A 25978-nucleotide genomic window follows, 5' to 3' on the forward strand; every position below is an offset into this window, starting at 1 on the left:
TGGCGCAAAAGCCCATTCAATCATTCAATAACTCTATCATTCATCATCCTCGTCCTCCTCCGGCGCGGGGGGGATCTCGAGGCCGGCGAAGAGTTTGTCCATTTTGTCGGCGTATTCGACGGTGTCGTCGATGAAAAAGCTGATATCGGGAACGATGCGTAGCTGATGCCGGACACGGTCGCCGAGGTGCTGTCGGATCACTTTGCTTTTCTCCTGAATGGTTTCCAGCAGTAATTGCTTATTCTTGGTCGCCAGGAAGCTCAGGTATACCCGCGCTACGCTCAGATCAGGCGACACCCGTACGCTGGTTACGGTGATGAACGCACCATTGAACAGGTGCGGCACGTCGCGCTGAAAAATTTCACTTAAGTCTTTTTGTAGCTGACGGGCTACTTTCTGTTGTCGTTTCGATTCCATGATGCAAGGTTGGGTACGATGATGAACAGTTCGCCGGGCAAATCGTTCTCCGCTGCCGCTAAACAATGTCGCTGCGGTTTCGACCCGGTTGCAAATATCCGCACCTTTTTTCGTTCTGCCGAAAATGGGCGTAATTTCGCTGATAGCGTCGGTCCGGCGGCATCGGTATCGGCCAAACGCGCTGCCTGCTTTGCTCAGTTTTTTTCGCTCTTATTTTTCGTACCAGTACGTGGCTCTGCTGGGCCTGCTGGTTCTGATTCGGTTGCCGCTGCTGTTGCGCCCGATGCCCCTGCTCATTCCCGAACTCAACTGGATGCTGGTCGGTGAGCAGATGGGGGCAGGTCATCTGCTGTACCGTGACGTCTGGGACAGTATCAGCCCCCTATCGGCAACGGTGTACTGGGGCCTACACAGTTTGTTTGGCCGCTCGGCGTTGGCCCTTCACCTGGCCGCTACGATCGTATCGGTGTTTCAGATCGTCTACTTCAACTATCTGACCAACGCCCGCGATGTGTATTCCGACCGTTCGTTCTGGCCGGGGCTGGTATACATGCTGTTTCTGCACCTGTCGTTCGACTGCCTGACCTTATCGCCGGTGCTAATGTCGACGTCGTTTCTGTTGCTGGCGTTTGGCACGCTGATTCGGCAGATGGAACGGCGCGGTGCCACCGACGAAGTGTTTGAGGTCGGGTTTTACCTCGGCCTGGCGGCCTTGTTTTACCTGCCCTCGGCCCTGTTTATCGTCTGGGCATCGGTGTCGCTGCTGCTGTATACGGGCGCAACGTTTCGGCAGCACTCGCTCACCTTTTTCGGCTTTCTGTTTCCGTTTGCCGTGATGGTGCTGTTCTACTACATGCGCGACGGCCTCGACGATGTCAACCGGAACTTATTGTCGTCGGTATTTCGGGTACGTCAGTACAATCTATCTGATTTTCAGTCGCTTCTATTCTCGCTGCTAATTCCGATGGGGCTGGGCATACTGGGGTTTGTGAGCCTGTTCGACACGCGCAACCGGTATGTCAACGTGCAGCAACGTATTCAGCAAATCATGATGCTCTGGTTCGTAACGGCCGTACTGACGATAGCACTGGTACCGTTTCTGGCGCCCATGTCGTTCCTGAGCTTCGTGCCGCCAATGGCGTATTTTGCGGTTTTCTACTTCGAGAATCAGCGCAAAAGCTGGCTGGCTGAAACAGCCTTTGGCCTGTCGTTCGCCCTGATGCTGCTGCTGTTTTATCAGGGCCTGCTGGGCCTGATACCGGGGCAGTTGGGGCAACTCACGAACCTGCGCGTGCAGAAAACATCGTTACCGGCGGTTATTCGCAACGAGCCGATTCTGGTGATCGGCGAAGATCTGAGCGCCTACCGCGATAACCGCCCCGCCACGCCTTACCTCAACTGGGATCTGGCGCAGTACGACCTGAAAAATCTGGATAACTACCAGGCCGTTGTACACGTGTTTGACAACTTCCGCAACGACCCGCCCACGTTTATCATCGACCGGGAGCAGGTTGTCGGCAAGCTGTTTCAGCGTGTTCCCGCCCTTGCCGCCCGCTATGAAAAAACCGCCTACCCGGATGTATATAAACTGAAATAGTGTTTAACGTCTAAAGTCCGATGTTTAAGGTTTACCCCGGATTAGCCTTGAACTTTAAACGTTAGACGTTGAACCTTGAACCGTAACAGCTATGTCCCCGTCCTTTACTAACAAGCGTACAAACCTGTACATTTTTCTGAGCGCGGTGTTTCTGACCAACGCGCTGATTGCCGAGATCATCGGCGTCAAGATATTCTCGGCGGAAGCGTTGCTGGGTACTACACCCGCGCAGATTCACCTCTTCGGCGGCTTTACCCTCGACTTCAACCTGACGGCCGGGGCCGTTATCTGGCCGTTTGTGTTTATCACCTCCGACATCATCAACGAGTACTTTGGTAAGGCCGGTGTTCGGCGCATCTCGTTCCTGACGGCCGGGTTTGTGGCTTATAGTTTCATCATTATCTACGCCGTAACCAATCTGCCACCCGCCCAATTCTGGCTCGACGTCAACGCCAAAGACGCGGCCGGCAACCCGATCAATATCAATAACGCATTCCAGATGATCTTCCGGCAGGGGCTGGGCATCATCATCGGTTCGCTGACGGCTTTTCTGATCGGGCAGATTCTTGACGTGTACGTATTCCACTCACTGCGCCGAATCACCGGTAGCCAGAAAATCTGGCTTCGCGCAACCGGCTCGACGCTGGTATCGCAGCTGGTCGATTCGTTCGTCGTGCTGGGGATCGCCTTTTACGTGTTTGGCAACTGGTCGCTGACGCAGGTGCTGGCGGTCGGCATCATTAACTACATCTACAAGGCAACGTCGGCAATTGTCCTGACGCCCCTGCTCTACGTGGCCCACCACTTCATCGACCGGTATCTGGGTAAAGAACACGCCGAAGAACTGGCCAACGAGTCGGCCATGAGCAGCTTTATGTAAGGGCTGGGGATAAATTCGTCAACCCCCTGCGCCAGTTGTCGAGCAGCACGGCCGTGGCGATACCGACGTTGAGCGACTCGGCATCGCCAAAGCGCGGGATCGTCACACGCTCGGTTACGAACTGCCCTATCTCCGGCCGGATACCGTTTGATTCGTTGCCCATTACCAGATAGCCACCCTGCCCAAACGACAGGCTGTGTACGTTCTGCCCATCGAGGAACGCACCGTAAGCCGCAAAGCCAGGCTCGCGGGCTGCGGTTTCCAGCACCGATCGAATGTCGCCGTACCACCACGACACCCGCGTAAACGAGCCTTTGCTGGCCGAAATAACCTTCGGGTTGTAGACATCAGCGGTCGTTTCGGAGCACAGAATCTTGCGGACGCCGTACCAGTCGGCAATGCGGAGAATCGTACCGAGGTTACCCGGATCGCGGATGTCGTCGAGAACGAGCACTATTTCACCGGCTTCCGCGACTAAAGGGGTGTTCTCCTTCGTTCTGACCACGGCGATAGCTGCGTTGTTACTTTCGAGCGTACCGGCGCGTTCGAGTTCGGCCACCGTCGCAATTTCGACGGGTGTTCGTTGGCGGTCTGTCAGCCGACTGTTTTCTTTGTGAAACGCTTCGGTAGCCAATAGCAATTCGACCGTAAAATCAGCGGCCAGCACTTCCTGCACGCTCTTGGCCCCTTCGACCAGAAAAGCCCCGTACTGTTGCCGGAACTTCTTCTGGTGCAGCGACTGAACGTATTTAAGTTGATTTTTAGAAAGCATATCTACTTGATAGTGAATCGGCAACCCGGCCCACAGACAACCGCTCAGTCATCCCGCTTCAGAACAGGGGTGCTTGTGCTGGGTCTGCTGCTGAGCCTGACCGGTTGCCTGACGACGCGCAGCTCCCGGAGCGGCTACCTGCTGACTTCGCAGAACGTACGCGGCAACCGAATCATTGAAACCAGTCAGCTCGAAAGTCTGATTCCGCAGAAGCCGAACAGCCGGGTGCTGGGTTTGCCGATTGCCCCCCGGCTCTGGTTCTACGAGCAGGGGCTGCGTACGTACAATCGCGAAGCCGCCGTGCGTGCGTTGCAGGCCAAAACTAATGAATTCGAGCAGCAAAGCCAGCAACTGGCCGACGAGCCGAAAGCCCTCCACCAACTCAACCGGCGCTACGAACGGCAGTTGAAACGGCTGCGGATCAAGGCCGAACAGGGCAACTGGCTCATGCGTAACCTGGGGCAGCCCCCTCCTATTTTGCCGCCCGCGACGCCCAGGCCAACGCCGTCAAAATGCAGCGGTACCTGTTCGACAAAGGTTTTTTCAACGCCCAGGCCAGCTACCGGCTCGACACCCTGCGGGGCCGTCAGATTCGGGTCAACTACCGCGTCAATGAGCGCGCGGGCTACTACCTCCGTACGGTCACGTACAACATTGCCGACCCACGCGTCGATTCGCTGGTGCGGCAGTCGCTCGACCGGGCAGCAGTAAAAGTCGGGAATCGCTTCGACCTCGACGCTATCTCAGCCGAGCGCGTCCGGATCGAAACGCAGCTGCGGGATCAGGGGTATTACGCGTTCACGCGGCAGTATGTGCAGTTTGGTGATGTCGACACCATCCGGCGCGCTACCGACCGCCTGGCAACCGACTCGCTGCACCGCCCCGTCGACGTGTCGCTCACCGTGCTGAACCCGCCGGGAATGGCCGCTCACCCGGTCTACCGCATCGGTGCCGTCGACGTCCGTATCAGCCCCGACGAAACCCAGCCAGCTGCTTTCGTCAGTCAGCCCGACACGGTCACGCGGAACGGTGTGCTGTACCTGCTGAATGGCCGCAATCTGTCGTCGCGGCTGCTCGACAACAAAATTCTACTCCGGCCGGGCGACCTGTACAGTCAGATCAAGTACCGCGAAACACAGCGGCAGTTGTTTCTGCTCAATCAGTTCAAGTTTGTCAATCTCAACTTCACCGACACCACCAGCCGACGCCTGCAAACGCTGATTACGGCAACTCCGCTCGACAAGTACGAAGCCACGGCCGAAGGGGGCTTGACCGTGCTGTATCAGGCGCAGAGCTATCCGGGGGGCTTCGGGAGTCTGTCATTCCGCGCACGCAACCTGCTCGGCGGTCTCGAAACGTTTGAACTCACCGGCCGGTATGGGCTGGAAGCGCAAACCGGCTTTCTGACCGCTCCCGGCGCGTCGAAGCAAGTGTACACCTCGCAGGAGCTGGGGATTAGCTCGTCGCTGATTTTCCCACAAATTCTGTTCCCGGGTCCACTCCGCAACCGGTTCAATCCGTACAACCCACGCACGCAGGTCAGTCTGAGTTATAACAACACCTTGCGGCCCGACTTTCGGCGGTCGCTGCTGCGCGGAACGATGGCGTACTCCTGGCAGACAACGACCAACAAACAGTTCAGCTTCCTGATTGCCGACGTTAACCTCATCAACGCTAATTTCGATACGGATCTGGGCCGGTTATTCGAGCAGCAACTTGATTCGCTGGCCAACCTGGGCAGCACGATCAAGCTGAGTTTCCGGCGTTCGCTGAGTTCCAGTATCAGCTTCGCTTACACCTACAACAACAACGCGCCCGGCATTTCACAGGGCGGTCTGCGCCGACCAACCAACTTCCTCCGAACGGTGGTCGAGTCGGGTGGTACGACACTGAATTTTCTGCCGAACCGTCTGATCGACACGGCCAATACGAATTTACAGTTTTACAAATTCCTGCGCTTCAACGTCGACTTCCGGCATTACATACCCCTGCGTAACCGCGCGATGCTGGCTTTTCGGATCAACACGGGTGTAGCGTATGGATACGGCCCCGATGGTGGACCGGTACCCTACGAAAAGCTATTTTTCGTTGGCGGCAGCAACAGCGTCCGGGCGTGGTTACCCCGTCGCCTGGGGCCGGGGGCGGCTTACCCGTACTTGGCCAATTCACCCAACCGACCCGCCATCGACCCTAACACCGAACAGTTTATTTACCTCTTCGAGCAACCCGGCAACGTCCTGCTGGAAGGATCGGCCGAAGTGCGGGGGCGTCTGTTTCATTTGGGTGCCGATATCAACGGGGCTTTTTTCATCGACGCGGGTAACGTCTGGACCTTACGCAACAACAACTCGACCCGCCCCGGCGCTACGTTCCAGCTCGATTCGTTCTTCCCACAGATCGCGGTTGGCACGGGTGTAGGGCTGCGCATCGACTTTTCCTTCTTCGTCATTCGGCTCGACGGTGGCATCAAAGTGTGGGACCCGGCCCGGCGGTACTTCGACAGCGAAAACAGGCTGGTCGATGATCGCTTCATCTTGCCGAAGTTTTCGCTCCGCCAGCTCAGCCGTGGCCCAAACCCGCTGGTCATCAACTTCGGTATCGGTTATCCATTCTGAGTTTAAAGTTTGAGGTTTACTGTTTAAAGTAATTCGAGATCAACGCGATGGCTGCTATCTACGGATTCAACATTGAACATTAGACCTCAAACTTTAAACCCAATGTTCACATTTTTTAACGCGGCATTTCCTGACAAAATGACAGCGTTCCGGGTGGATATTCGTAAATTTGCCTATCGGTTTTCTCGCTGACGAAGCCGATACGCTTACGTATGACACTGATTTCAGAACTATCAATACTCCAACCGGCTGACAAGGAAGAGGTTGACCTGCTTCGGACTTCCCCCGATGAGCCAGCAGTCGGTAAGAAACGCCTGTATATCGAAAGCTACGGGTGCCAAATGAACTTTGCCGACAGCGAAATCGTCGCGTCGGTGATGCGCAACGCCGGTTTTGCCACAACATCGACCGCCGAAGATGCTGACCTTATTTTTCTGAATACCTGCGCCATTCGCGAAAACGCAGAGCAGAAAGTCAGAAACCGGCTCAAGCACCTGACCGGGCTAAAACGGCAGAAACCGGCGCTGCTGGTCGGCATGCTGGGCTGCATGGCCGAACGTCTGAAGACTAAACTGCTGGAAGAAGAAAAAGTCGTTGACATCGTGGCCGGTCCCGACGCGTACCGCGACATTCCGAAGTTGGTCGAAGAAGCTGAGTCAGGGCAGAAAGCGGTAAACGTCTTTCTCTCCCGCGAAGAAACGTACGCCGACATTGCGCCTATTCGTCTGAATTCCAACGGCGTAACGGCTTTTGTATCGATCATGCGCGGCTGCGACAATATGTGCTCGTTCTGCGTAGTGCCATTTACCCGTGGCCGCGAACGCAGCCGGGACCCGTTCTCGATCGTCCGCGAAGCGCAGGATCTGTTTGATCAGGGCTATCGCGAGGTGACGCTGCTGGGGCAGAACGTCGATTCCTACAAATGGCGGGGCACGGAAGATACGGTTCAGGAGATTGGCGAGCCGGGCGAACCCGTTTTGCCGACGGCTGATACGGTCACGTTCGCCAAATTGCTCGAACTCGTTGCTCAGATTCACCCCGACCTGCGGGTTCGTTTTTCGACCTCGCACCCCAAAGACATTACCGACGACGTATTGTACACGATGGCGCGGTACGACAACATCTGCAACTACATCCACCTGCCCGCCCAAAGCGGCAACAGCCGGGTGCTGAAGCTGATGAACCGCACCTACGACCGGCCCTGGTACGAAGACAAGATCCGGAGCATCCGCCGGATTCTGGGCGACGACTGCGGCATATCGACCGACATGATTTCGGGTTTCTGCACCGAGACGGAAGAAGAGCATCAGGACTCGCTGTCGCTGATGGATTTCGCCCAGTACGACTACGCCTATATGTTCGCTTACTCAGAGCGGCCCGGCACGCTGGCGGCCAAGAAATACGCGGATGACATTCCCGAAGACGTCAAAAAACGGCGGCTGAATGAGATCATCGCCAAACAGCTTACCCACTCGGCCGCCCGCAATCAGCGGCACGTTGGTCAGGTGCAGCGCGTACTGATCGAAGGGCCTTCCAAACGGTCGGATGCAGACCTTTGCGGTCGTAACGATCAAAACAAAATGGTCGTTTTCCCGCGTGGCGACTGGCAAAAAGGGCAGTACGTCAACGTATTGGTTACAGAATGCACATCGGCCACGCTGCGGGGCGAAGTAGTTTAGTATCTACGGTATACGGTTTTCGGTTTATGGTTTACGGGTGGCTGACGCGTACCGGGAGCTGACTACTGAAAACCGGGAACCGTAAATAGAAAGCAGATCTGAATGAACAATCAGGAAATACAGTCCGTCAAGCAACGGTTCGGGATCATAGGCAGTGCACCCGCCCTAAACTACGCCATCAACGTAGCCATGCAGGTAGCCGCCACTGACCTGACCGTGCTGATAACGGGGGAAAGTGGCAGCGGTAAAGAATCGTTTTCCAAGATTATCCATAGCCTGAGTGCCCGAAAGCACGGTCAGTTTATTGCGATCAACTGCGGAGCTATTCCCGAAGGCACAATCGATTCGGAGCTGTTTGGCCACGAAAAAGGCTCGTTTACGGGTGCTGTCGATTCGCGCAAAGGCTATTTCGAAACAACTAACGGCGGCACCATCTTCCTCGATGAAATCGGCGAGATGCCCCTCGGTACCCAGGCCCGGCTGCTCCGCGTGCTCGAAAACGGTGAGTTTATCCGGGTAGGTTCGTCGAAAACGCAGAAAACCGACGTGCGCGTCGTGGCAGCGACCAATGTCAACCTGATCGACGCTGTCGAGAAAGGCAAATTCCGGGAAGACCTGTATTACCGGCTCAACACCGTACCGATTTTTGTGCCGCCCCTGCGCGAACGCGGTGCCGACATCGAACTGCTGTTCCGCAAATTCACGACCGATTTTGCCGAACGCTACCGCATCAAGCCGCTGCAACTGACCGACGATGCCAAGCAGACGCTGGTGGCGTTTCCATTTCCGGGCAACATCCGACAGCTGAAAAATATTGCCGAGCAGGTGTCGATTCTGGAATCGGAGCAGAACAAGCCCATCGATTCGATGACCCTGTCGAAGTACCTGCCCCAACCCCAGCAGGCGCAGCAGCCCAATCGCGGATTGACTCTGTTTCCGCCGGGTGCCACGGGTAACGGTGCCGATAATTTTTCCGAGCGCGAATTACTCTACAAGGTGTTGTTCGACATGCGCCGGGACGTCAACGAACTCAAAAAGCTAGTGCGCGATGTGCTGGGCAACGATCAGGTCGACGGTCGTCAGGTATTGAACAACCACAAGGATCTGTTCGATTCGATTCCGACCGATGCCGACGCGTATGCCCCTGCCGAGCCATCGTCGGGCCGCTACCTGCCCTCCGCCAGTACGCCTGTACCCCGCAATACAGTCTCGCCCCCATCGGAAACGTACGGCTCGCATCCGCCGGTGCAGATTTACGATGAAACCGACGGCGACATCAACGACCTTACGGAAGTCGAAGATGTGACCCACGAAACCGCCGATGACGATTCGCTGTCGCTCGAACGACAGGAAAAAGAGATGATTCAGAAGGCGTTGCGTCGAAACAATAACAAGCGCAAGTATGCCGCGCAGGCGCTGGGCATCTCCGAACGTACACTTTACCGTAAAATCAAGCAGTATGAAATTGATGAAGAATAAGGCCCGGTATACTGCATACCTGTTGCTTCTCTTCTGTTCGCTGGTAACCAGCAGTTGCGGGGTATATTCGTTTACGGGCACTACCCTGTCGCCAACGATTAAAACGGTTACTGTCAACAACTTCGTGCTGGCAACGGCCGGTGGACCGGCAAACCTGCCGCTGACGTTCAACGAACGACTGAAGGAATATTACCAGCGATATACCAACCTGAAAGTCGTACCGGCCAACGGCGATCTGCTACTGGAGGGCAACATTACGGGTTACGAACTGATTCCGGTGGCCCCCACTGCCCAGGATCAGGCGGGCGTCAACCGGCTGCAAATCACGATTCTGGTGCGTTTTTACAACAACAAAGACGAAACCAAGAACTTCGAACAGCCTTTTTCGTTCTACCGGGATTTTCCCCAGAGCCAGACGCTGAGCCAGAACGAAAGCCGCCTTGTCCCGCAGATTCTGGATCAGATCGTACTCGACATCTTCAATAAAACAGCCGCCGACTGGTAGGTACAGCCCGCTTATCGCTTTGCCTGTTAGCCGATTTTTCGCCATTTTCGTGCGGTAACATACCTGCTAACCTCCCTCGCCCGTGACTCCCATCGACAAAGAAACATTCTCCTACTGGGTAACTCATCCCGACGATCTGACGGCTACCGATTTTGCGCAGCTCCAGGAAAGTATGGCTACATATCCGTACTGCCAGTCGCTGTATACCCTGACCGCCAAGGCCGCGTCCATCCATCAGAAGGGCCAAACCGTACCTTACGTCCGGCAGGCAGCCGCCTACGCGCTGAGCCGCAACGCCCTGCGGAAGCTGATCGACAATGAGTTTCAGTGGTCCGATAACCTACTGTCGCGGCTCAACGAGCTATCGGCCCGGCACGTACCCATCCCCGACGATTACCAGCAGGAGAGTTACGCGTTCTTCAAGTCGAAAGCGGGTCTGACGGGTGGCTTGCCCCGCCTGACGGTGCCCGGTGTGCGACTGGCCGATCAGCCGGAACAGCTGTTTGTCGACCCTACGCCCACGATCCCAACCCCGGAAGACCCCACGCTGTCGGAATCAACCCTGCGGCAGGAACTTACGCAGATTGCCGAAGCCCCGGCCACGCCCATCCTGACAGCGACCGAACTGGAACGACAGCGGCAGCTCGAACTGATTGATTCGTTTATTCAGAAAGAGCCCAGCATTTCGCGGATACAGCGCCGACCCGACGAGGAGCAGCAACAGGAAGATTTGGCCAAACGGACACCCAGCGGAGGGGGCGCGCTTGTCACCGAAAGTTTCGCCAGGATTTTGCTTAAGCAGGGTAAGGTCGAAAAGGCCCGCGAAATCTACCAGCAACTTATGCAGCGTAATCCGCAGAAAAATGCGTACTTTGCGGCAAAAATCGCTGAATTAGATGCTGGTAACGCATCGGCTACCTAGCGTTTGCCGCACCACACTAACTACAGTAACGAACGCATTTTAACTCGTAGAATTCTATTTTCATGTTAACGGCAACGATTGTCATTATTTGTATTCTTACCGTACTGCTCATTCTGATTGTGCTGATCCAGAACTCCAAAGGGGGCGGACTGGCCGGAGAATTCGGCGGATTGGGCTCTAATCAGCTGATGGGCGTCAAGAAAACGACCGATCTGCTGGAGCAAATCACCTGGGGGCTGGGTATAGGCGTAATGGTCCTGTCGTTGGCATCATACATCATGGTCGACCGGAATCAGACAGGTGTTATTAATAGCATCAACGTCGACCGGGCTCAGCAGCAGACGCTGCCGACAACGGCTCCTGCACCGGTTCCAGCCACTGGAGCGGCTAGTCCGGCTGCGTCGGGTGCTGCGCCAAGTCAGGCGGTTCCGGGTGCTGCTACGCCGGGCGCGTCGACCTCGGCCCTGACACCGCAGAAATAAGCTTTCGGTATTCGGTTTACGGTTTTCCGTATTACTTACAGCCACTTTCCATCCGGGAAGTGGCTGTGTTTTTGTGGGCTAGTGGTGTAGCCCGGACCTCCAGGTCCGGGTGGCCGTCAGGCCAATTGGTGCATGCGGCAGTTAATTGGTCGCTGACGCGCCCACCCGGACGTAGACGTCCAGGCCACACATCTGTGAACCGAAAACTGTAAACTGTATACCGAAAACCGTCACGCTACCGCTTGCGCGAGGAGTTGGTTGGCGATGGGAAGCAGCGTTTCGGCGACGGGTAGCGGCTGTTTGCTTTCCAACCGGAACGTGGCGGGATTGGGTAAATGCGTGTGTCGGCGGATGAGGTCAAGCTTGATGTTTTCGAGCGTATTGGCCAGCCCCTGCTGCACCGATTCGAGATACCGGAACCGCACGATACGGCCTCCCGGTACCTGACTGGCATATAGCGTAAGCCGAAACTGGTACACGTCCGTTTTTCGTTGCTGCGTCGCATACACAAACAGATAGCCTTCTTCCGGGCGTAATGGCAGCAGGCCCACCGGCTCCAGCGTTAGTGCCTGCGCGATGTCGGCCCAGCGTTGTTCACCCTCAGCAACAGCCTGCCGGAAACGGGGTAGTGCAAACGCGAGTGTGGCGTCAATCTCAGTCATGAAATTGTCGTCAGGCACGTCGGAAACGTAGTCGATGCTGGGTGGTGGACCCTTGATACCCCGCACCCGCCGGGGAAACGACGCGCTCAACGAACCCTTACCCTGCATAAACGTAGCCCCCCTGTTGTAGTGTTCGCGCAGATCAGGCAGCGCGGGGTGCAGCTGGTTTCCGGCAAAGTGTTGTTGAACAGACTGTAAATATGCCATCACGACATATTGCTGGTATTCAGAATCCAGCCAATTTTGCATAAACCAGTCAGGAGCCAGCGCTTTCATACAAGTGAGCAAAGATGGTGTCATTCTCAAGGTATTGAATCTAACCCAAATTGCCACATATTATTGCCGCAGATCGCTTTCAGGCCAAATATTCAGGGCGGTTTTCTGAAAATCGACAGGTTGTCAGCTAAAAAGCGGTAAATCTGGCAGGGTTTGGCTCTGGCATAGTAATTGGCGAGTGAAGACCGTCATACTGGCTGAACAGATCAGTTAACAACCTTAATCAACTCATTATCATGGTAACAGAAACGGAAAGCGTGAAAGTAAACGTGAAACCGCTGGCCGACCGGGTGCTGGTAGAAGCCGCTCCGGCAGAAGAAAAGACGTCTTTCGGGATTATCATTCCTGACACGGCGAAAGAAAAGCCACAGCGCGGTACGGTTATCGCCGTAGGTGCTGGCAAAAAAGATGAGCCCCTGACGGTTCAGGTGGGTGATACGGTACTGTATGGCAAGTATGCCGGTACCGAACTGACCATCGACGGTAAGGAGTACCTCATCATGCGCGAATCCGATATTTTCGCAATCCTTTAACCTGAGTATGCAGGATTTGGTAGCATGTGGTCAGTCAAACAACTGTCAAACGCAACCTTACAACCTTCCGACTCTACAACTTTTTCAACTTAACAATCATGGCTAAGAAAATATTCTTCGATACAGAAGCCCGCGAGCGCATCAAAAAAGGCGTCGACACGCTGGCTGACGCGGTAAAAGTTACGCTCGGACCTAAAGGCCGTAACGTTATCCTCGACAAGAAATTCGGTTCGCCTGCCATCACCAAAGACGGTGTTACGGTAGCAAAAGAAATCGAACTGAAAGACGCCATGGAAAACATGGGCGCGCAACTGGTGAAGGAAGTAGCGTCGAAAACGGCTGATTCAGCCGGTGACGGTACGACCACGGCTACCGTTCTGGCGCAGGCGATCTACTCGATCGGTGCGAAAAACGTAGCTGCCGGTGCAAACCCAATGGACCTGAAGCGCGGTATCGACAAAGCCGTACTGGCTGTAACGGGCAATCTGGCCGAGCAGGCACAGACCGTTGGCGACGACTTCGGCAAGATTCAGCAGGTAGCTACCATTTCGGCTAACCACGACGACGAAATCGGTTCGATGATCGCCGAGGCTATGAAGAAAGTCGGCAAAGAAGGTGTTATCACGGTTGAAGAAGCGCGTGGTACCGAAACCGAAGTTAAAACGGTTGAAGGTATGCAGTTCGACCGGGGTTACCTGTCGCCGTACTTCGTAACCAACACCGAGAAAATGGAAGCGGAGCTGGAGCGTCCGTTCATCCTGATCTCGGAAAAGAAAGTATCGTCGATGAAAGAACTGCTGCCGGTACTGGAGCAGGTGGCTCAGACGGGCCGTCCTCTGCTGATTATCGCAGAAGATGTCGACGGAGAAGCACTGGCTACGCTGGTGGTCAACAAAATCCGGGGTGCGCTGAAAGTTGCCGCCGTGAAGGCTCCGGGCTTTGGCGATCGTCGGAAAGCTATGCTGGAAGATATCGCTATCCTGACGGGTGGTCAGGTAATCTCGGAAGAGCGTGGCTTCAAACTGGAGAACGCGTCAATCGAATACCTCGGTCAGTGCGACAAAGTGACGATCGATAAAGACAACACGACCATCGTAAACGGTGTTGGTGCGAAAGACGATATCGCAGGTCGCGTTAACCAGATCAAAGCACAGATTGAAAACACGACGTCGGATTACGACCGTGAAAAACTTCAGGAGCGGCTGGCTAAGCTGTCGGGTGGTGTTGCCATCCTGTACATCGGTGCCGCTACCGAAGTAGAGATGAAAGAGAAGAAAGACCGTGTCGACGACGCCCTGCACGCAACCCGCGCAGCCGTTGAAGAAGGTATCGTAACCGGTGGTGGTATCGCTCTGATCCGCGCTATCTCGTCGCTGGACGGTGTTAACACGATCAACGAAGACGAGAAGACTGGCGTTGCGATCATCCGCACGGCGCTGGAAGCTCCCCTCCGCACGATCGTTGCCAACGCTGGCGGTGAAGGTTCGGTAGTGGTCAACAAGGTAAAAGACGGTCAGGGTGGTTTTGGCTACAACGCCAAAAACGATTCGTACGAAGACCTGTTCGCTGCTGGTATCATCGACCCTAAGAAAGTAACCCGTCTGGCACTGGAGAACGCGGCCTCGATCGCGGGTCTGCTGCTGACGACCGAGTGTGTGATTGCCGACGAGCCCGAAGAGGCTCCGGCTGGTGGCGCAGGCCACGGTCACCCCGGCGGTATGGGCGGCATGATGTAATCATCACGCAGCCTATACTGATCGACTCGATTGGTGTACTAAAAAACCCTCTGGCTTCGCAGCCGGAGGGTTTTGTCTTTTGTGGGTTGTTGAGTTGCCCGAAATCTATATCACAAGCCCGACCACGCCTATTTTGGCAAATATACACTGAACGTGGCCCCCTGCCCTGGCTGACTGGTTGCTGTGATAATGCCACCGTGGTTCGTAACGACCTTCTGGCAGATTGCCAGGCCTATACCCGTACCGGCAAACTCGTTATTACCGTGCAGACGCTGAAAAACCTGGAAAATACGGTTCGTATATTTTTCTTCGAAGCCAACGCCATTATCGACAACGTCGATTCGGTAGTAGGTTTTTATCTGTCGGCCGGGCTTTATAGACGCTGGAAGTTCATCCAGCGTCACTAGTCGTGCCGTGACCCTGATATGCGGTATCACCGGGTCGCCGTGCAGGTCGACACGGCTGAATTTGATGGCGTTACTGAGCAGATTCTGAAAAAGCTGTTCCAGTTGTGTTACGTCGCCCTGAACCATAGGTAGGTTATCAGCGTCAATCTGCGCATCTGATTCTTCAATCGACACCGTCAGGTTGTCCTGCACAACACTTATGACCTGCGTTAGTGAAATCTCAGTTGCAGTTACCTGCTGGGTCGAAATTCGCGAGAAAGCCAGCAAGTCTTTTATTAACACCGACATCCGGCTGGCAGCCAGCTGCATTCGCTCCAGATAACGATATTCTTCCGTCGAATCATTGGCGTAGCGCGTCTTGAGGAGGTCGCCAAACTGCTGAATCTTACGCAGCGGTTCCTGCAAATCGTGGCTGGCTATGTAGGCAAACTGCTCCAGGTTTTGGTTCGATCGGGTCAGGTTTCGATTCGTTTCCAGAAATTCTTCGTTGGTGGCAGCCAGTTCCTCATTGGTCGCCATCATTTCTTCGTTGATGGCAGCCATTTCCTCGTTGGTAGCTGCCAGTTGCTCGATGCGCTCCTGCACTTCCATTTCGAGCGCCAGTTCGGTCTGCCGTTGCTCCGTAACGTCCTGCATGGTGCCACTGACCCGGTAAGCTTCCATGAATGCGTCGTAGTAGACGTGGCCTTTCGCATGGATAATGCGCTTACGACCTGTCGTTAGCGACTTTATTCGGTACTCGACGTCGTATTCCTTTTTTTTGTCGCTGCTGGCCGCGCCATCAAGGGCTTCTTTCAGTAACTGTACGTCGGCGGGATCAACTGGCTCGTAGCTCCGCTCCAGCGGAATTGGTTCGTCGCTGCTGAAGCCGTACCACACCCGGATGCGGTCAGAAAAGGTCAACATCCCCGTCGCCAGGTCAATCTGCCACATACCCAGATCAGCTAGATCGACGGCGCTCGACAACCGGATTTCAGACTTCTCGATTTTTAACTGCGTTAGAATCTGGGGCGTAATATCCTGTACCGTTCCCGATAGCGTCACGGCTTCATCGTTGTCGTACACGGCCTGCCCCAGTGAGCGCAGGTACCGATACTCGCCCGTCTGCCGGTTTATGATCCGGTACGTCAGGTCGTGATGACCGTCCAGTTTCTTAAGCCGGGCCTGCGTCAGCACAGCACTCCATTTCGACTGATCGGCCGGGAGCACTTTGCCAAGCAGTTCGTCGAGTGACGAGCTACCATCGGGTAATCCCCACCACGTACGCGCCCGTTCAGACGCGACAATCCGGTTCGTTTGCAGGTCGATCTGGTACGTACCCAACTGCCCGATTTCGAGTGCCAGTTCCAGCGCCCGATTCTTTGCTTCGATCTCGCGCTGCACCTGTCTTTCCTGGCGCAGATCCCGCGATATGGCGACCATGCCATAGGGTTCGCCCGTAATCGGGTCGTTGATGGGGTATATGTTTGTGGTTACCGGAATCCGCTCTCCGCTGAGCCGATGCCACTTCATTAGTTCGCCCGACCAGGACCCTACCCGAATATTGGGCAGAATGTCGGTACGAATCCGGTCGTGTTCTTCGGGAGGGCTGAAAAAATCGACAGTCTTTCCTATCACATCTTCGGCAGTAAGCCCCAGCAAGTCAAGCCCGTATGGGTTCATAAACTGTACATGCCCGTTTAGATCCATGTACACCATCATCTCCGGCGCATTCCTGACCAGCTGACCCAGGCGGTTATTCTCCCGACGCTTTTCCAGATCGCGGGTAATGTCCTGCGCGATACCGAGCAGGTTACGAATGTTTCCCTGCTCATCGGTCAGCGGGGTCATATTCATACGCACCCACATTTCCGATCCATCCCGCCGTACGTACTGTTTGGTAATATCAAAGAATGGTACGTTACCTGCCACCACCTCATCGATCAGTGCTTCGTTACGCGCCCTGTCATCGGGGTGAATCATGCCGGTATACGGCATGTCGACCAGTTCTTCGGGTGTGTAACCCAGCATCCGCCCAAATGCCTTATTTCCCAGTACGATCACCCCATCAATACCGGTGATAACGAAGCCCAGTGAAGCATTGTCGAACGCTGCTTCAAAGCGCGTCTGAGCTTCAGTACGTACCTGTTTCACCCGCCGGTCCCGCGTGACATCGCGCAGGATACCACTAATCCGATACAGCCGCTGCTCGTCGTCGACATAGCCACGGCCGTTACAACTTAGCCAGCATATTTCCTGACTATGGGGGTTAACTGTACGAAATGTAAAGTTGTAGCTTGCCTCTTTCCGGGAATCGAACGCCCGACGGCTGGTGTCGTGTATCAGCCCAACATCATCTGCATGAACATGGGCCAGCACCTGATCGTAAGCGACGGTTTCACCGGCACCAAAATGAAGCAGTTTCTGGCATAATTCGTCCCAGTAAATCTGTCCTTCGAGAGGTTCGACGCTCCAGGTTCCAATATTGGCGGCTTCGAGTGAAAGACGTGTTTGTTCGTTGTTAATAACAACGTTTTGATTGAAGGGCTTGTGCTCTTCATTCATATACGGTAGCGACTGATGAGTACAAATTGCGCTGTAGCCGGCGATACGTGCGTTGCCTTTTGCTGTAAACCGGCAAATACTGGCAAGCAAAAGTATAGTAGGACACCCAGCTACTTAGAACGGTGGTTAAAGACCAAATATAAAACAAAAGGTAATTTTTTGAAACAGATATCGGTTACAAACTGATCGGACAGCGAAGCCTGTATTTCGTCAGCTTTGTAGATAGCACGTCAGTCAGTGGCGATAGTGACTACACCTGCGGAGAGAACGGTAAGGTGACGCAAACGCTCGGGCAAACAAAAAAGCCAAGCGAGACACTCCCCTGGCTTTCTGATTTACTCAACGTTATGAAAAACTTTTCTTTTCGACACAATGATAAAACAAAAGCAGTAATAATTGGTTCTATATCGGTTAGTTTTTTTTACTTAGCAAGTTAACTATATGAATATCAGTAGTATATATTATTAATTTTAACTTGCTGTACGACGAAAATTAGGTAGTATTACTTACAGCTAAAGAGCCATTACATCGGAATATCTACTTATTACCGACTGGTATCAGCCATACACAACCCCGTCCCGAATGGTGATCGTACGATCGGCAAGTGTAGCCAGAACTTCGTTGTGGGTTACAATAATAAACGTCTGACCAAGCTCGTCGCGCAGGCGAAAAAACAGTTGATGCAGCTCCTCGGCGTTCTGAGAATCAAGGTTTCCGCTGGGCTCGTCGGCAAAAACGATGGCCGGCTCGTTGATAAGTGCCCGCGCCACGGCCGTACGCTGCTGCTCACCGCCCGACATCTGGGAGGGAAAGTGGTTCAGCCGGTGGGCCAGGTTCAACGTTGTCAGCAGCGATTCGGCCCGCAGGCGAGTAGCCTTTTCGTCGCGCCCGGCGATGAACGCCGGCAGGCATACGTTTTCCAGCGCGGTAAACTCCGGCAACAGGTTATTGAACTGAAACACAAACCCTATCTTCTCGTTGCGGAAGCGGGCCAGATCGCGGTCATTGAGGGCGAAGACGTTTTGCCCGTCGATCTCGAGCGTCCCGGCGTCGGGGCGGTCGAGCGTACCGAGAATTTGCAGCAGGGTTGTTTTACCCGCTCCCGATGCGCCAACGATCGAGACGACTTCGCCCGCGTCGATGCCGAGATTGATACCTTTAAGAACGGGAAGATTACCGTATTGACGGCGCAGATCGGTGGTTTGTAACAGGGGCACCCGGCTTATCGTTTGTGGTTTGCGAGTTATGGTCTGTAGGCTGTTGGCAAAAGATTATTGCGGCCTGGTCCGGCCACAGTGCACAACTACAAACTACAAACCACGAACTACAAACTCATTTATGCTTAACTTGCCGCACAAAAGTACGATTTCCAACACTCCATGTTGCCATTACCATGAATATACACGAGTATCAGGGTAAAGAAATTCTCAAAAAGTACGGCGTCCGCATTCAGGAGGGCATCGTTGCCGAATCGCCCGAGAAAGCCGTTGAAGCGGCCAAGCAGATCATGGCACAGTCGGGCTCAAAGTTCGTCGTCGTGAAATCCCAGATCCACGCGGGTGGTCGCGGTAAAGGCAAGGTTGTCGGTTCAGAACAGCGGGGCGTTGCGCTCGCCAAATCGGTCGACGAGGTGCGCGATATTGCCAAGAACCTGATCGGTAATGTACTGGTCACGCACCAGACCGGCCCGGAAGGCCGGAAGGTGAACAAGGTGCTGGTAGCGCAGGACGTTTTTTACCCCGGTGCTTCGGAACCGAAGGAAATGTACCTGAGTATCCTGCTCGACCGGTCGAAAGCGTGCAACGTAATCATGGCCAGCACCGAAGGCGGTATGGACATTGAAGAAGTAGCCGAGCACTCCCCCGAGAAGATCGTGAAGGAGTGGGTCGATCCAGCCGTTGGTTTACAGCCGTTTCAGGCGCGCAAAGTAGCTTTCGGCCTCGGGCTGGAAGGCGAAGCGTTCAAAGAGATGGTTAAGTTCGTGACGTCGCTTTACAAAGCATACGTTGATTCCGACGCAGCCATGTTCGAAATCAACCCGGTGCTGAAAACGTCGGACAACAAGATTCTGGCCGTCGACGCGAAGGTGAACCTCGACGACAACGCGCTGTACCGCCATCCCGATCTGGCTAACCTGCGCGACATCGCGGAGGAAGATCCGCTTGAAGTTGAAGCCACAGCCAGCGATCTGAACTACGTAAAACTCGACGGTAACGTGGGTTGTATGGTAAATGGTGCCGGTCTGGCAATGGCTACGATGGACATCATCAAGCTGTCGGGTGGCGAACCGGCCAACTTCCTCGACGTGGGGGGTGGTGCCAATGCCAAAACCGTTGAAGCTGGTTTCCGCATTATCCTGAAAGATCCAAACGTTAAGGCCATCCTGATCAACATCTTCGGCGGTATCGTTCGCTGCGACCGCGTCGCTACGGGTGTCGTGGAAGCCTACAAAGCGATTGGCGATATCAAAGTGCCTATCATCGTTCGTTTGCAGGGTACCAACGCCGAAGAAGGCGCGCGTATCATCGACGAGTCGGGCCTGAAAGTTTTCTCGGCAGTGCTGTTGAAAGAAGCCGCCGAAAAAGTGGAGCAGGTGCTGAAAGGTCAGCAGGCTTAATTTTCGCCCATACTTAAAAACGCATCGGCCCGAACTAGGTAGTTCGGGCCGATGCGTTTTTACGAAATCCCCGACGAATCGCCTGTAGCCTACAGATGTTTCATCTGGTACGGCTGGTTGTCGGGCCAGGTTAGTAGTTGCAGGTCGGTGCCGTCGAATACAGCATAGGTTCGGGCCGATACCCATTCGCCAAGGTTGATATAGCGGCTGTTGGCCGTCACGCTCAAATCGAGCGGTAAATGGCGATGCCCGAAGATGTAGTAATCGTGGTGCCGCTGCTGTTCGACTTCGCGGGCATACTGCATGAGCCATTCGCGGTCTTCGCCCAGGAACCGTTCTTCATCTTTTTTCTCGTTGCTGGCCCGGCTACTGCGTGACCATTTATGCGCCAGCCCAATGCCCAGATCTGGGTGGACATACCGAAACAAGCGCCGGGCTAACCGATTCTCAAACACTTTTTTGAGCTGTTTGTAGACGTAATCGCCCGGCCCGAGTCCATCGCCATGCCCGATCAGGAACGCTTTTTCGCCCAGCTGATACTCGCGCGGGGCCCGGTACACCGGAATACCCATTTCATCGGTGAAGTAGCTATTCATCCACATATCGTGGTTGCCGGTGAAGAGCACGATGGGCAGTCCGGCATCGGTAAGTTCGGCCAGTTTACCCTGTAGGCGGGAAAATCCTTTCGGGATACTGTGCTTATATTCAAACCAGAAATCAAACACGTCGCCGACCAGAAAAATGATGGACGCATCGATTTTTACGTGATCGAGCCAGGCAACAACGGCCCGTTCGCGGGCGCGGCTCTGTTCGGGCGTTGGTGTACCCAGGTGGAAGTCGGAAGCGAAATAAGCTTTACGGCCGGGGGGCAGCGGAATGGTCTCAACGTCGGTCATGACAGGCAAAGCTACGGCTTCTAACAGGATGAATAGCACGCGGATACGGCTGAAGCCGCAGAATTAACCGGAATCAGTTGCGATCAACAGCCGTGTCTGCATCGTCTGCGCAGCATTCGTTACAAACATCTTTCCGAAACTGGTGGTATTAGAAAGAACCGTTGTTAATTTTGCGCATCATCATTTTACTATGAAAATCAACTCACTCCTGTACGCACTGCCCGTGTTACTGCTCACGTCCTGCTATGACACGGACACCGATGCATCGACGGGTAATACGGCTGATTACGGCAGCAAAATATTGGCCAAGCAAGTAGCTGGCGTAAACGTTATCAAGTCTGACGTCATCTACGATGAGCCCTGCGCCATTGTCGACGAAGAGCTTTTCCGCAAAACGTTCAACCTTGGTGAAGATGTTAAACTGGAAGACGTTAGTACGGGCAAAGGCTGCGAATACGAGTGGGCTGGTAACAAAGTAATGTTGTCGTTTGGCGGTAAACGCCCTTACCAGTCGATGTTCATCGCTTCGTATCAGTTCGATAAGATGTATCAAGGTAAAGCGAAAGGTGAAGACGACGTTGCCAAAGCCGATACGCTTTCGGGCGCTACGGTTACGGCCACTCCCGGCGAGGCTGCTGGCACACCCCCCGATTCGGCCAAAGGCGAAGCGGATAAAGACCTGCCACAAATCAAACCCGCCGTTGCGCATGGCGAATACGAGCCCGTTAAGAACGTAGGCGACAAAGCTGTGTGGAATGCAGGAGAAGGAGCGCTACACGTCCTGTATATCAACCACATCATCAACATTCAGGTCGAAACAAAAGACAAGAACGAGGTGAAGAAAGAGCGCGCTAAACTGATGGCGGAAGTCCTGATGGAGCGCATTCTGGATAAAGAATATTTCCGGGCGATGGAGAGTCATTAATTTCTATCGTTTGTAAACTGAAAAAGGCCGTCATGCGACGGCCTTTTTCAGTTTACAAACGATAGAAATTAAGTTGTAAAGTTATAGAGTCGTATAGTTGTAGAGTTGCTACCGCCGGATGGCTGACGCGGTAGCAACTCTACAACTATACGACTCTATAACTTTACAACTTCTTAAAGAGGAATTTGCTCGAAAACGACGGCGGGTTGGTCGTTATTCTTGAATGCTTTACGGGGGCGGATGTTCAGCGTCTGGAACAGCTGAAGATCAGCGTCTTCGTCGGGGTTGGGCGTGGTCAGGAGCTTGTCGCCGGCGAAGATCGAGTTGGCGCCAGCCATGAAGCAGAGTGCCTGCTCTTCGGTATTCATCCGGACGCGACCGGCCGACAACCGGACCATCGCTTTCGGCATGATGATACGAGCCGTCGCGATCATCCGTACCATTTCCCAGACCGACACGCGGGGCTGATCTTCCAGCGGGGTACCCTCTACCGGCACCAGCGCGTTGACCGGCACCGACTCCGGGTGCTGCGGGAGTGTCGACAGTGTATGCAACATCCCGATCCGGTCCTGATCGGACTCGCCCATGCCGATGATGCCACCCGAGCAAACCGAGATACCGGCTTTGCGGGCGTGGCCGAGCGTGTCGAGCCGGTCGTCGTAGGTGCGGGTGCTGATGATGTCGCCGTAGTATTCTTCGCTGGTGTCGAGGTTGTGGTTGTAAGCGTACAGTCCCGCGTCTTTCAGCTTCTGCGCCTGACTTTCGGTGAGCATCCCCAGCGTGCAGCACACTTCCAGACCCAGTTCATTGACGCCCTGTACCATGTCGAGCACCTTATCGAAATCGCGGTTGTCGCGCACTTCGCGCCAGGCCGCACCCATGCAGAAGCGCGTACTGCCCGTGTCTTTGGCCCGTTGCGCAGCCGTCAGTACCTCATCGACCTCCATCAGCTTGTGGGTCTTGACGGCGGTGTGGTAGCGGGCGGCCTGCGGACAATAGGCGCAGTCTTCGGGGCAACCACCCGTCTTGACCGACAGCAGCGTACAGACCTGCACTTCCTGCGGGTCGTGGTTTTCGCGGTGTACGGTGGCGGCCCGATAAATCAGGTCCAGAACGGGTGAATTATAGATGTCGGCAATTTCAGCACGGGTCCAGTCGGTACGCAGCATAGTTCAGTTTGCAGTTTGTAGTTCGTGGTTTATTGGTTCGGCGCGCCAGCTAACTACGAACGACACGCGACAAACGACAAACCACTATGACAAATATAGTCGGCCGAGCGGATTTGGCGCGCCGATTAGCTGCACTAGTTGTTTTTGCCGCTGTATCAGCCTGTGACTGACCGATACCAGTTCTGTTTAAAAAGTTGTAGAGTTTGATAGTTGTATGGTTGTAAAGTTGGCTGGCGCCGGATGTACTGGACGCGGTAGCAACTGTCCAACTCTGCAACTATCAAACTCTACAACTTTTCAACTATCCAACTCTATCTATCCGTTGGCGCTAAAGGCTGAGTTTGCCCTGAATACGGCCTTTCGTGGTGGTTTTGATACGGCATAGGTATGTTCCCGACGCGATGTAGAGCGTTGAGCCGTCGTCGCCCCAGGCACAGTTGGCGATCACTTCGCCCGTATCGAGCCGACCGATCAGTTTGCCGGGCTTACCAGCTCCAGCGGGCGCGATAATCAGCAACCCACCGGGGCCGCTTGCCCACAGATTCCCCGCTTTATCGGCCTTCAGGCCGTCCGGCACTTCTTTGTAGCGGAGCCGGGGCAGTTTACTCATGTCGAAATAAACCAGTCCTTTGCCCAGCTTGCCCCCCGCCAGTATGGGATAGGCCATGATGATCGGTTTGGTTGAATCGGACTGGGAAACAAACAGCGTTTTACCATCCATCGACAACGCCAGTCCGTTCGGGTGGGTCATGTCACGGATGAGTAGCGTGGCCGGGCCGCTACCGTCGACCGGGAGTCGGTACACACCGTTTACGGGCTGTTCGCGGGCGGGATCACGATCCTTCTTCGGCAGGCCGTATGAGGGGTCGGAGAAGTAGATGCTACCGTCGGGGTGGACGATCACGTCGTTAGGGCTGTTGTAGCGTTTTCCCTGATAGGTGTCGCTCAGGGTTTCTTTGCCGCCATGACCCACCAATGGCATACGGGCAATGCGCCGGTCGCCGTGATCGCAGACGATCAGCCGCCCCTGCAAATCGACCGACATACCATTGGTGCCGGGCTCTTCGCTGTACGGCAGTCGGCCGGTGTAACCCGTATGTTCGAGGAATTTAGCCGTTCCTGTTGTTGGGGACCAGCTATAGGTAGTTTGCGCTTTAGTGTCGTTGACGAGCAGGTAGCTGCTGTCTCTGGCCCATACCGGCCCTTCCAGATGCCCAAATCCCGACCCGACAACTTCGATGGTCGTGCCGGGGGCAATCAGTTTGTCGAGCTGCGGGTCCATTCTGATGACGGTACCAATGGTGGTGTATTGGGGAGACTGGGCTATCACAGACCCAGCCAGTAAGCTACTGACGATACAGGCAGACAGAAATCGCATAACGTTGAGTTTTCGGTTTGAGATTCGTCGTTCGTGGTTGACCAGTGATGGCAGAACGACAAACTACAAACCGAAAACTCAGCGCAGAATGTTATTGATTCCGATGAAGATTATTTAGCGCCGACCGACTTGTACCACCCAGGCCCATTTTGAAACCTTAGCGCATACGATCGGTTATCTGAGCAGTTTATCCGTCACGCTCAACGCATGAAAACGCAGCTACTAGGTCTGTTTACCCTAATGAGTATCGCATCAACGCAGGCCCAGCCGGGTCAGTCGCAAACCCCGCTCGAAACAGTCGCCGAGTTCGGCAAATTCCAGCCCATCGGTCTTGGCGTTTCCAAGGAGCGCCGAATTTTCGTCACCTTCCCCAAGAAGCCCGAAAACTACAATTACGGCCTGGCCGAAATCGTCAACGGCGAACGGAAACCGTACCCCAATGCCGAATGGAATCAATGGGATTCGCTGAAGCCCAAAGACCGGTTCATGAACGTGCAGGCCCTGTTTGTCGACAATACCAACGCGCTTTGGGTGCTCGATCCCGGTAACCCCGGTGAAGAAGCGACCATTCCTGATGGTGTCAAGCTGATGAAGATCGACCTGGCGAATAACAAAGTCGAACAGATTTACCGGTTCAACGACTTACCCCGCGAACAGACGGCGCTTAACGATGTCCGCATCGACACGGAACATCAGTATGCTTACCTATCGGACCCCAAACGGTCGTCGGTGGTCGTGCTGAACCTGAAAACGGGTAAAAGCCGGACGGTATTGACCGACGACAAATCGACGAAAGCAGAACCGGGCTTCACGCTGCGGCTGGATGGCAAAATTGTGAAAGACAAAACGGGTAAGCCGTTCAGCAGTAACGTCAACGGCATCGCCCTGACCGACGACAATCGGTATTTTTATTACCGCGCCATCAACCAGACTAAGCTATACCGCATCCCGACCGAAGATCTGCGGAACGAATCGCTCAGTCCAGCGCAGTTATCGGCGAAGGTCGAAACGATGGGTGAGGTGGGCGTGTCGCACGGTATGACGTCCGACAAAGCCGGAAACGTGTACTTAACCGATTCACCCAATCAGGCTGTGCGGTATTTTACGCCGAAGCGGGAGCTGAAAACACTCGTCCGCGACGGACGGCTGATCTGGCCCGATAGTTTCGCCGTGGGTTGGGATGGGTACCTATACCTGACCTGCGCGCAGATCAACCGGGGCAAAAAGTACAACGACGGCGAAGACAAAACCGATTACCCATACCGCCTGTACCGGATGAAACTTCCTAACTAGAAGTTGTAAAGTTGGATAGTCGTAGCGTTGTAAAGTTGCTGGCGCGTCCAGTACCTCCGGCGCCAGCAACTTTACAGCGCTACAACTCTCTAACTTTACAATTCAATTTTCCGCTGTGCGCGACCATTTGCGTTAATTTCGGGTTAATCCCGTACCAAGCCACCCCGGCCCGCTGCCGTTGGGTGGCTTCTTAT

Annotated in this window: 21 protein-coding genes; 13 read left to right on the forward strand and 8 right to left on the reverse strand. The window is 54.6% G+C overall.

What is annotated here, in order from left to right; genetic code table 11:
* Nucleotides 1-36 precede the first annotated feature (36 nt).
* Complete coding sequence (gene rbfA, locus HH216_RS19835; protein WP_169552383.1) at nt 37-417, reverse strand: 30S ribosome-binding factor RbfA; 381 nt, start codon at nt 415-417, stop codon at nt 37-39.
* Between the two features lie 190 nt (nt 418-607).
* On the opposite strand from rbfA, the gene HH216_RS19840 reads away from it, so the two are divergent.
* Nucleotides 608-2014: a hypothetical protein gene (locus HH216_RS19840; RefSeq protein WP_169553452.1), complete on the forward strand. Its 1407-nt coding sequence runs from the start codon at nt 608-610 to the stop codon at nt 2012-2014.
* Between the two features lie 91 nt (nt 2015-2105).
* Nucleotides 2106-2894 carry a queuosine precursor transporter gene (locus HH216_RS19845; protein WP_169552384.1) on the forward strand — a complete coding sequence of 263 codons (789 nt, stop codon included), beginning with the start codon at nt 2106-2108 and terminating at the stop codon, nt 2892-2894.
* On the opposite strand, the gene HH216_RS19850 is transcribed toward HH216_RS19845, so the two are convergent.
* Entirely contained in the window at nt 2887-3666 is a 780-nt protein-coding gene (locus tag HH216_RS19850; RefSeq protein ID WP_169552385.1) for a TrmH family RNA methyltransferase, read from the reverse strand. The two genes, HH216_RS19845 and HH216_RS19850, sit on opposite strands and share 8 nt — an antisense overlap.
* Nucleotides 3667-4178: 512 nt before the next feature.
* Here HH216_RS19850 and tamL point away from each other — a divergent pair.
* The 6 genes from tamL (at nt 4179) to secG (ending at nt 11348) form a co-directional block, all read left to right on the forward strand.
* Nucleotides 4179-6281: a translocation and assembly module lipoprotein TamL gene (tamL, locus tag HH216_RS27065; RefSeq protein ID WP_456300614.1), complete on the forward strand. Its 2103-nt coding sequence runs from the start codon at nt 4179-4181 to the stop codon at nt 6279-6281.
* A gap of 212 nt (nt 6282-6493) precedes the next feature.
* A complete protein-coding gene (gene miaB, locus HH216_RS19860; protein WP_169552386.1) occupies nt 6494-7960 on the forward strand; it encodes a tRNA (N6-isopentenyl adenosine(37)-C2)-methylthiotransferase MiaB in 1467 nt (488 codons plus the stop codon).
* A 102-nt stretch (nt 7961-8062) separates the two neighbouring features.
* Nucleotides 8063-9439, forward strand: coding sequence for a sigma-54 interaction domain-containing protein (locus HH216_RS19865; protein WP_169552387.1), 1377 nt, complete (start codon nt 8063-8065; stop codon nt 9437-9439).
* 22 nt (nt 9440-9461) lie between these two features.
* Nucleotides 9462-9944, forward strand: coding sequence for an LPS assembly lipoprotein LptE (gene lptE / locus HH216_RS19870; protein WP_332871423.1), 483 nt, complete (start codon nt 9462-9464; stop codon nt 9942-9944).
* An 82-nt stretch (nt 9945-10026) separates the two neighbouring features.
* Entirely contained in the window at nt 10027-10866 is an 840-nt protein-coding gene (locus HH216_RS19875; RefSeq protein WP_169552388.1) for a hypothetical protein, read from the forward strand.
* Between the two features lie 62 nt (nt 10867-10928).
* On the forward strand, nt 10929-11348 hold the full coding sequence (secG, locus tag HH216_RS19880) for a preprotein translocase subunit SecG (RefSeq protein WP_169552389.1): 420 nt from the start codon (nt 10929-10931) through the stop codon (nt 11346-11348).
* Nucleotides 11349-11578: 230 nt separating this feature from the next.
* Here secG and HH216_RS19885 read toward each other — a convergent pair whose 3' ends face one another.
* Nucleotides 11579-12259 carry a hypothetical protein gene (locus HH216_RS19885; protein ID WP_332871424.1) on the reverse strand — a complete coding sequence of 227 codons (681 nt, stop codon included), beginning with the start codon at nt 12257-12259 and terminating at the stop codon, nt 11579-11581.
* A 263-nt stretch (nt 12260-12522) separates the two neighbouring features.
* Between HH216_RS19885 and HH216_RS19890 the strand changes: the two genes are divergently transcribed.
* Both HH216_RS19890 and groL read left to right on the forward strand, forming a co-directional pair.
* On the forward strand, nt 12523-12819 hold the full coding sequence (locus HH216_RS19890; RefSeq protein ID WP_169552391.1) for a co-chaperone GroES: 297 nt from the start codon (nt 12523-12525) through the stop codon (nt 12817-12819).
* A 98-nt stretch (nt 12820-12917) separates the two neighbouring features.
* Nucleotides 12918-14555 (forward strand): chaperonin GroEL, encoded by a 1638-nt coding sequence (groL, locus tag HH216_RS19895; RefSeq protein ID WP_169552392.1) that lies wholly within the window; start codon nt 12918-12920, stop codon nt 14553-14555.
* Between the two features lie 128 nt (nt 14556-14683).
* Here groL and HH216_RS19900 read toward each other — a convergent pair whose 3' ends face one another.
* Entirely contained in the window at nt 14684-17506 is a 2823-nt protein-coding gene (locus HH216_RS19900; RefSeq protein WP_169552393.1) for a PAS domain S-box protein, read from the reverse strand.
* Nucleotides 17507-18063: 557 nt separating this feature from the next.
* Nucleotides 18064-18723: an ABC transporter ATP-binding protein gene (locus tag HH216_RS19905; RefSeq protein ID WP_169552394.1), complete on the reverse strand. Its 660-nt coding sequence runs from the start codon at nt 18721-18723 to the stop codon at nt 18064-18066.
* 176 nt (nt 18724-18899) lie between these two features.
* Between HH216_RS19905 and sucC the strand changes: the two genes are divergently transcribed.
* Nucleotides 18900-20123 carry an ADP-forming succinate--CoA ligase subunit beta gene (sucC, locus tag HH216_RS19910; RefSeq protein ID WP_169552395.1) on the forward strand — a complete coding sequence of 408 codons (1224 nt, stop codon included), beginning with the start codon at nt 18900-18902 and terminating at the stop codon, nt 20121-20123.
* 89 nt (nt 20124-20212) lie between these two features.
* Here sucC and HH216_RS19915 read toward each other — a convergent pair whose 3' ends face one another.
* Entirely contained in the window at nt 20213-21019 is an 807-nt protein-coding gene (locus tag HH216_RS19915; protein ID WP_169552396.1) for a UDP-2,3-diacylglucosamine diphosphatase, read from the reverse strand.
* A gap of 190 nt (nt 21020-21209) precedes the next feature.
* Between HH216_RS19915 and HH216_RS19920 the strand changes: the two genes are divergently transcribed.
* Nucleotides 21210-21944 carry a hypothetical protein gene (locus HH216_RS19920; RefSeq protein WP_169552397.1) on the forward strand — a complete coding sequence of 245 codons (735 nt, stop codon included), beginning with the start codon at nt 21210-21212 and terminating at the stop codon, nt 21942-21944.
* 173 nt (nt 21945-22117) lie between these two features.
* Here HH216_RS19920 and bioB read toward each other — a convergent pair whose 3' ends face one another.
* The gene (gene bioB / locus HH216_RS19925; RefSeq protein WP_169552398.1) at nt 22118-23113 is read right to left on the reverse strand and encodes a biotin synthase BioB; all 996 of its coding nucleotides are present in this window, start codon (nt 23111-23113) and stop codon (nt 22118-22120) included.
* Between the two features lie 328 nt (nt 23114-23441).
* Nucleotides 23442-24491, reverse strand: coding sequence for an SMP-30/gluconolactonase/LRE family protein (locus HH216_RS19930; protein WP_169552399.1), 1050 nt, complete (start codon nt 24489-24491; stop codon nt 23442-23444).
* 207 nt (nt 24492-24698) lie between these two features.
* Here HH216_RS19930 and HH216_RS19935 point away from each other — a divergent pair, with 207 nt between their 5' ends.
* Nucleotides 24699-25784 carry an SMP-30/gluconolactonase/LRE family protein gene (locus HH216_RS19935; protein ID WP_169552400.1) on the forward strand — a complete coding sequence of 362 codons (1086 nt, stop codon included), beginning with the start codon at nt 24699-24701 and terminating at the stop codon, nt 25782-25784.
* Nucleotides 25785-25978: the final 194 nt, after the last annotated feature.

Origin of the sequence: Spirosoma rhododendri (genome assembly GCF_012849055.1) — a bacterium.
In the GTDB taxonomy this organism is placed as follows: Bacteria; Bacteroidota; Bacteroidia; order Cytophagales; family Spirosomataceae; genus Spirosoma; species Spirosoma rhododendri.

What these genes read in the sequence shown, in the direction of transcription:
- rbfA (WP_169552383.1), bottom strand. Translation starts at nt 417, where the DNA reads ATGGAATCGAAACGACAACAGAAAGTAGCCCGTCAGCTACAAAAAGAC.
- HH216_RS19845 (WP_169552384.1), top strand. Translation starts at nt 2,106, where the DNA reads ATGTCCCCGTCCTTTACTAACAAGCGTACAAACCTGTACATTTTTCTG.
- HH216_RS19850 (WP_169552385.1), bottom strand. Translation starts at nt 3,666, where the DNA reads ATGCTTTCTAAAAATCAACTTAAATACGTTCAGTCGCTGCACCAGAAG.
- tamL (WP_456300614.1), top strand. Translation starts at nt 4,179, where the DNA reads ATGCAGCGGTACCTGTTCGACAAAGGTTTTTTCAACGCCCAGGCCAGC.
- miaB (WP_169552386.1), top strand. Translation starts at nt 6,494, where the DNA reads ATGACACTGATTTCAGAACTATCAATACTCCAACCGGCTGACAAGGAA.
- HH216_RS19865 (WP_169552387.1), top strand. Translation starts at nt 8,063, where the DNA reads ATGAACAATCAGGAAATACAGTCCGTCAAGCAACGGTTCGGGATCATA.
- secG (WP_169552389.1), top strand. Translation starts at nt 10,929, where the DNA reads ATGTTAACGGCAACGATTGTCATTATTTGTATTCTTACCGTACTGCTC.
- HH216_RS19885 (WP_332871424.1), bottom strand. Translation starts at nt 12,259, where the DNA reads ATGCAAAATTGGCTGGATTCTGAATACCAGCAATATGTCGTGATGGCA.
- HH216_RS19890 (WP_169552391.1), top strand. Translation starts at nt 12,523, where the DNA reads ATGGTAACAGAAACGGAAAGCGTGAAAGTAAACGTGAAACCGCTGGCC.
- groL (WP_169552392.1), top strand. Translation starts at nt 12,918, where the DNA reads ATGGCTAAGAAAATATTCTTCGATACAGAAGCCCGCGAGCGCATCAAA.
- HH216_RS19900 (WP_169552393.1), bottom strand. Translation starts at nt 17,506, where the DNA reads ATGAATGAAGAGCACAAGCCCTTCAATCAAAACGTTGTTATTAACAAC.
- sucC (WP_169552395.1), top strand. Translation starts at nt 18,900, where the DNA reads ATGAATATACACGAGTATCAGGGTAAAGAAATTCTCAAAAAGTACGGC.
- HH216_RS19915 (WP_169552396.1), bottom strand. Translation starts at nt 21,019, where the DNA reads ATGACCGACGTTGAGACCATTCCGCTGCCCCCCGGCCGTAAAGCTTAT.
- HH216_RS19920 (WP_169552397.1), top strand. Translation starts at nt 21,210, where the DNA reads ATGAAAATCAACTCACTCCTGTACGCACTGCCCGTGTTACTGCTCACG.
- bioB (WP_169552398.1), bottom strand. Translation starts at nt 23,113, where the DNA reads ATGCTGCGTACCGACTGGACCCGTGCTGAAATTGCCGACATCTATAAT.
- HH216_RS19930 (WP_169552399.1), bottom strand. Translation starts at nt 24,491, where the DNA reads ATGCGATTTCTGTCTGCCTGTATCGTCAGTAGCTTACTGGCTGGGTCT.
- HH216_RS19935 (WP_169552400.1), top strand. Translation starts at nt 24,699, where the DNA reads ATGAAAACGCAGCTACTAGGTCTGTTTACCCTAATGAGTATCGCATCA.